The 2,726-nt window shown below is 60.7% G+C and carries 2 protein-coding genes and 1 pseudogene; all 3 read right to left on the reverse strand.

Annotation, left to right across the window (positions count from 1 at the left end; genetic code table 11):
- Window positions 1–141: 141 nt before the first annotated feature.
- The gene (locus C2R25_RS17350) at window positions 142–984 is read right to left on the reverse strand and encodes an SDR family NAD(P)-dependent oxidoreductase (protein ID WP_146049693.1); all 843 of its coding nucleotides are present in this window, start codon (window positions 982–984) and stop codon (window positions 142–144) included.
- Window positions 981–2,531, reverse strand: a complete 1,551-nt coding sequence (locus C2R25_RS17355) for an acyl-CoA synthetase (RefSeq protein ID WP_103730410.1) — start codon at window positions 2,529–2,531, stop codon at window positions 981–983. The genes C2R25_RS17350 and C2R25_RS17355 overlap by 4 nt, the downstream gene beginning before the upstream one ends.
- A gap of 72 nt (window positions 2,532–2,603) precedes the next feature.
- A pseudogene (locus C2R25_RS21090) lies at window positions 2,604–2,726 on the reverse strand (3-hydroxy-2-methylbutyryl-CoA dehydrogenase); the annotation flags it as partial.

Consider the following 2,726-nt stretch of genomic DNA (forward strand, 5'->3'; position numbering starts at 1 on the left):
GTTCCGCCCTGCGCCAGCACGATCTCTGCCTCACGTAGCTTGCCGATGATCTCCTCCGGCTTGTGCTTCTTCGATGGCATTTCCGCATCTCCTTCATGGTCCAGACTAAAATAGTCGATGGACCACTCAGAAGGGGGCACCTCAATCCATCCGCACGCCCCCGTCGACGTTGATCGTCTGTCCGGTGATATAGGCGGCCTCGTCACTCAACAGGAAAGCGATCATGGCGGCCTGTTCGTGCGGGAACCCTTGCCGGCGCATCGGGATGCCACGCGCGACGGCTGACTTGAGGTCCGGAAACCCTATCTTGCCGCTGTGATCGGCCGTACGCTGGAACGTCCCGTCCATCATGTCCGTATCGACCGACCCCGGACAGACGCAATTGACCCGGATTCCGATGCGGACCAGTTCCTGCGCCAACTGTTGGGTCAGGCCGATGACGGCGAATTTCGATGCGCAATAGGCGCCGTAGTTCGCCATCCCGGCGCGTCCCGCCAGCGATGACAGGTTCACGATGGCACCAGGCTTGCCTGCGGCGCGCATTGCCCGCGCGGCGTGCTTTGCAACGTGATACGTGCCGTTGAGGTTGCTATCGATCGTGCGATGCCACTGCGCATCGTCGAGATCGATGATCGGCGACGTTCCAGCCCCGCCGGCCGTGCCTGCGTTGTTCACGATCGCGTCGGGGGCGCCGAACGCATCGCATGCCAGTGCGATCATCGCCTCAACGTCGTTCGCATCGGTGACATCGCATGGTACGGCGACCGCCTTGCCGCCCGCCGCCTCGATCTCGGCAACCACCGAAGCGGCACCGCGCCAGCCAGCGGCTTTCTCGTGATCGGGAAAAGTGTCGGGCCTGCGGCGCGACTCCGAGACGATCACGGCCGCCCCATCCTGTGCAAGGCGTAGGGCCGTCGCCCTGCCGATCCCGCGCATGCGGCCCGCTCCGGTTATGAGTGCCACTCGTCCGCCAAGGTCAGTCACGACGCATTACCTCCGTCCGTTGGCGACGCAATCAGATAGCTGTCGCGAATAAGGCGCTTGTAAAGCTTGCCGGTATCCAAACGCGGCAATTGCTGCATGAAATCGATCTGGCGCGGAGCCTTAACATGGCTCAGCTTGCTACGCGCGAACTGGATCAGTTCTGCGGCGAGTTCATCGCCAGCATCGTCCCAGTCGTTGGGCTGGACAACCGCGACGACCTTTTCTCCCATCTCGGGATCGGGCGCGCCGATGACCGCGACGTCCATAACCTTAGGGTGCATGGTGAGCAGGTTCTCGATCTCTTGCGGGTAGATGTTCACGCCGCCCGAGATGATCATGAAGCTTTTGCGGTCGGTAAGGTACAGATAACCCTCTTCATCGACCCAGCCCACGTCGCCCAGAGTGCTCCAGCCGTTTTCATGCAGGGATTCGCGGGTTTTCGCCGCATCGTTGTGATATTCGAAGGAAGGCCCGCCGGAAAAATAGACCGTGCCTTCGGTCCGCGGCGGAACTTCGTTACCATCTTCGTCGCAGATATGGATTTTCGTAGTCAGCGGGCGCCCGACCGAACCTTTATGGGTCAACCACTCCTGCGGCGAGATGAAGGTGCCGCCATTGCCTTCGGAGCCACTGTAATATTCGTAGATGATCGGCCCGAACCACGCCATCATCGCCTCCTTCACCGGCACCGGACAGGGGGCGGCCGCGTGAACGACGGCTTTCAGCGTGCCGACATCGTATTTCTGTCGCGTCTCGTCTGGCAGCTTGAGCATGCGGATGAAATGCGTGGGCACGAACTGTACCATCGTCACGCCATAGCGTTCGATGGCTGCAAGGGCGCCTTCGGCATCGAACTTTTCCATGATTACGAGAGTGGCGCCCATTCGCATCATCGCCATGCCGTATTTCAACGGCGCTGCATGGTATAGCGGGGCGGGGCAAAGATATACGGTATCCTCTCCCGCACCATAAAGTTTGCTTGCCACCAAAACCACGGCATCATCGGCCGTGATCGGTTGGCCGCGTTCGAACTTCGGCCGGATTCCTTTGGGCCGACCGGTAGTGCCCGAAGAATAGAGCATTTCGCTGCCCGCCTCCTCATCGGCAATCGGAGTGGCCGGGAATTTGACGCATTCGGCATGGTAGTCCCGCATGCCATCAGCCGCGCCATCGACTGAAAAGACGGCGACGTCCGGCAACTCGCCCGCCACATCCGCCGCTAGTGCGGCGAGTGCGGCCGAGGTAATCAAAGCCCGTGCTCCGCTATCATGGAGAATATAGCTGATCTCATCGGCCTGAAGCTTGTTCGAGACCGAGACGTAGAACAGGCCCGATCTTTGCGCGGCCCACGCGACCTCGAAAAACTCGGGACGGTTTTCCATGCAGATCGCTATCGTATCACCCGCCGCAAGGCCTAGTGAGCGGAACAGATGGGCGCCCTGGTTCGAGCTTGTCTCGATATCCCCGTACGTCCGCGTCTTGCCACTCTGCGCCATGATGATCGCGGCCCTTTCCGGCGTGGCTTCGGCGTGGATTGAAGGATGCATGTGGTCTCTCCGCAAACTTTTTGGTCGTCTTTCGCGGGCCGGCCCGTGACAGGCCCGCGGCTTGGCCAATTTTTACTTTGGCGCCATACGGATGGCGCCGTCGAGTCTGACGTCTTCGCCGTTGAAGTATGGGTTGCGGATCATTTCTGCGGCGAGGGAGGCGTATTCTTCGGGGATGCCGAGGCGCTTGGGGAA

The sequence above is a fragment of the Novosphingobium sp. HII-3 genome, assembly GCF_002916655.1.
In the GTDB taxonomy this organism is placed as follows: Bacteria; Pseudomonadota; Alphaproteobacteria; order Sphingomonadales; family Sphingomonadaceae; genus Novosphingobium; species Novosphingobium panipatense.